General features: G+C 33.6%; 2 protein-coding genes. One reads left to right on the plus strand and one right to left on the minus strand.

Annotation, left to right across the window (positions count from 1 at the left end):
* Positions 1 to 482 precede the first annotated feature (482 nt).
* Positions 483 to 2,048: a PucR family transcriptional regulator gene (locus I6U48_RS28560; RefSeq protein ID WP_218323911.1), complete on the plus strand. Its 1,566-nt coding sequence runs from the start codon at positions 483 to 485 to the stop codon at positions 2,046 to 2,048.
* A 351-nt stretch (positions 2,049 to 2,399) separates the two neighbouring features.
* Here the strand turns inward: I6U48_RS28560 and buk are convergent, their stop codons facing one another.
* Entirely contained in the window at positions 2,400 to 3,467 is a 1,068-nt protein-coding gene (gene buk / locus I6U48_RS28565) for a butyrate kinase (RefSeq protein WP_218323912.1), read from the minus strand.
* Between the last annotated feature and the right edge of the window lie 252 nt (positions 3,468 to 3,719).

Here is a 3,719-nt window from a genome sequence, read left to right on the forward strand (position 1 = left end):
CATTAATTTTTTCACCAATTATTATCATAAAATATACACTCCTTTTAGATATTTTTTTAAATTTACAATTTCATTAAGTAATAATACATATTATAAATTTATAAATACTTTTCCGTTTCACTTTATCTCACTTGTTCCTAACTGGCAGATACCAATTATATTCTTAATATCTTTGTATGTACTATTTTCATCATCCTGCAACGAAAAAGGTTCTGTTAAACCTTTACATCTGAAATATATAACACCCCGGCTGTTCACCGGAGGAATACATTATAATATCTAATTTCTCCAACTGAATTTATACATTTTTTATTATAAGACAAGTAATAGAAAGACGAGCTGAAAGCTTTTCAATTCATACACTATTTATCAAATATTTGATATAATTAATTATATCAAATACAAATTTGCAATTCTATTTGTAAAATATATATATTTCAAAAAATTGTTTATACAAAATGTATAAATTAAAGGTGGTGCTTATGAAATTAAATACACATATTATTAAAGATTATGTATCATTCCCTATCATCATAAGTTTTTTGAATTCCAGTCCTCTTGATTGTAGGCTGGAACGTGTAACAGTTTACCGTCAGGATAAAGTGCGGCAGTCTTCTGATTTGACTTTGATTAAATTGGATGAGTTAACCGCACTTCGAAATTCTGAGCAAGAAGAAGCATATATTTGTTTCGGATATGATGAAAGTATAGAATTTCCTAAAAACATGGATATTATTTTTGTAACCCCAGAATTTAATCCATTAGAAATAATGGAAAATCTACAGGATACGTTCAACCTGTTTTCAAATTGGGAAAAAAAGTTACTAAAGCTGTTAAACAAGAATGCTCCGCTGAAAGAGCTAGGTGAATGTACACTTCCGTTCATAAACAACCCGATTGCAGTATATACATCGGGTCTTCGAAACATTTTTTTCTGTGAGAGAAAAAAAGATAAAAATCTTATGCTGTATTCAGAGGAAGATACGAATAAATATTTACCCCCCGAAGAAATTGATGAGTTAAAGTTTAATCAGGAATTTATCAGTACAATAGACGCTACAGAACCGACATTATTTTCTGCAGAAATGTGGGGATATCGAATTCTGTTTCACAACATTCGCATTTACGACATTTACATAGCACGCATCGTAATCAGTGAAACGGAGCGGCCATTCAAGGTGAGCGACTTACCATTACTGAAATTTTTAAGTAGCATATTAGAAATTGCCATACTCAAGCAAGATCTTCCCACGAACGACCATCCTCAGGACTTTGAAACAGTAGTCAACCAGATTTTAGATAAAGAAAGTGTAGATGAATCAAAGCTGAAGAGAATTTTACAATATGAGAACTGGAATATAGATGATTGCTATTTCTGTGTAGCAATCGAAATCAGCAGTTATGACCAAGTGATTCATACGGTTTCAACTATCGGCTCTATACTTGAGGCAAATATTCCAGGAAGTGTAGCTTTACAGCAGAAAGACTATATTTTTCTGATTGCGAATTTAAATGTAGGCGGTAAGACAAGAGAGTCACTGCTATCCGTATTGGTTTATATCTTAAGAGAAGGACTTTTGAAAGCCGGTGTAAGCGAAGAATTCAACAATTTTAAAAACCTCGGTGAATACTACCTTCAAGCATGTGATGCAATTCGTATTGGAAGCATTTACGACGAAACAGTTTGGTGCTACCGTTATGAGCAATATGCCCTAAAGAGATTAATTCTCCGTGCAGCTGCTGAATCAAACGTAGAAGCTCTCTGCCCCCAAGGATTGCTTAGGCTAATTAAGTATGATGAAAAACACAAACGGGAATATGCGAAAACTCTGAAAATATACTTACAAAATAATCTGAGTGTCGTAAAAACTATTCGGCATCTTTATATGCAGAGAGCAACATTTTTATATCAATTGAAGAGGATTCTTGAAATATCAGCATTGAATTTAGACAATCCTAAAGTCAAGCTTCATTTGTTAATCGTATTTGAAATAATGGAAGAAAGAAAATTAATTTTGAGTGGTAAAGAACATCCTTTTGAAATCTGATATAATTCCTTTAATATGGGTATTCATATTCTAGTTCTTCTATGGTCTAGTGGTTGGATTAAGGCTCCTATTTCTTTTAGAATTTGGATACCTAAAGACGAATTACCTCCAAATTAATCCATATAGCAATTCAAATAGTTCTAACAAAACTTTGCAGCTTATTCCCATAACTTGGGTGTGGGCCGTGGCTATCTATATAGATACCCAAAACAGAAAGTTGATTTATACGCAGGGATGTGTTTCCAAAGCTGAAGGCACATATAAAAACTTTTTAGTCAATCTTAGCGAAACATATCCCGGAGTGTAAATCAACTTTCGGCCGTGCGTGTCTATAGCCATATCCCCACAGTACTATTCAACATATTCCTTAGCTTTTTCTTCACCTTTTAATACTCTAAGTGTTCCTAACGCCAAGGATTCCATTTCATTTTCTCCAGGCATAATTTCAACTGGTGCAATAAATTCAACTCTCTCTTTAATCCAGCCTGTCATCATATTAGAGTATGCAATTCCGCCTGTAATAACTATAGCATCTACCTTTCCTTTTACTACTGTTGCTAAATCACCGATTCCTTTTGCGACCTGGTAAGCCATAGCCTCATAGACAATCTTTGCATTTTCATCCCCGTTGTCAATCATCTTTTCAACATCTCTAGCATCAACTGTATTAAGATAATCTTTTAAGCCACCATTTCCTCTAAGCTTTTTATTCATAGTTTTTTTATCATACTTTCCTGAATAACAAAGGTCTATAAGAGCCTTACAAGGAACTCTTCCAGCTCTTTCAGGAGAGAATGGCCCCTCATCGTCCGCCATTATATCTACCATTCGTCCTTTTTCGTGGACACTTAGTGATATTCCGCCACCTAAATGAGCAACAACAAAATTCATGTCCGTATATTTTTTATCATACTTTTTTGCAACCTTCATTGCCATCGCTCTTGAATTTAATGCATGGCTAGTACTTGTTCTTGGTATATCTGACATACCCGATATACGTGCTATATCCTTTAACTCATCTACTCTAACTGAATCATATATATATGCTGCTACTCCAATAGAATTTGCTATTTCATAAGCAATTAAAGCTCCTAAATTCGAAGCATGTTCAAACATAGGCTTATTTTTTAGTCTATCTACCATTGTTTCATTAACTTTATAAGCTCCTGATTCTACTTTAGGAAGCATTCCACCTCTTCCAACAACTGCAGCTAACTCATGAACTTCATATCCATTTTCTTTTAAAAATGAAAGTACAACTTCTTTTCTCATATCAAATTGAGATGCAACATTTTCATATTTTTCAATTTCTTCCGCTGGATGATCTAATGTTTTACAGAACACTTCCTTTTCATCCTCATATAGAGCTATCTTTGTAGAAGTAGACCCAGGGTTAATCGCTAGTATTTTATAACTCATCTATATATTCCTCCCGTTTTTAACTTTATTATATAGGTACCCACGGCCGAAAGTAGACTTACACTCCGGCATATGTTTCCAAGCTTCAGCACTATAAAAACTTTTTGCCAATCTAAAGCTCAACATTTTGAAAATCTAAGAAGCTTTTATAAACTCGTACCTCAAACATATAAAAACTCCTAAGATTTTCTAAAATGCTTCGCTAAGATTGACTAAAAAGTTTTTATATGTGCCTTCAGCTTTGGAAACATA

The organism is Clostridium thailandense (genome assembly GCF_019207025.1).
Lineage (GTDB): Bacteria > Bacillota > Clostridia > Clostridiales > Clostridiaceae > Clostridium_AM > Clostridium_AM thailandense.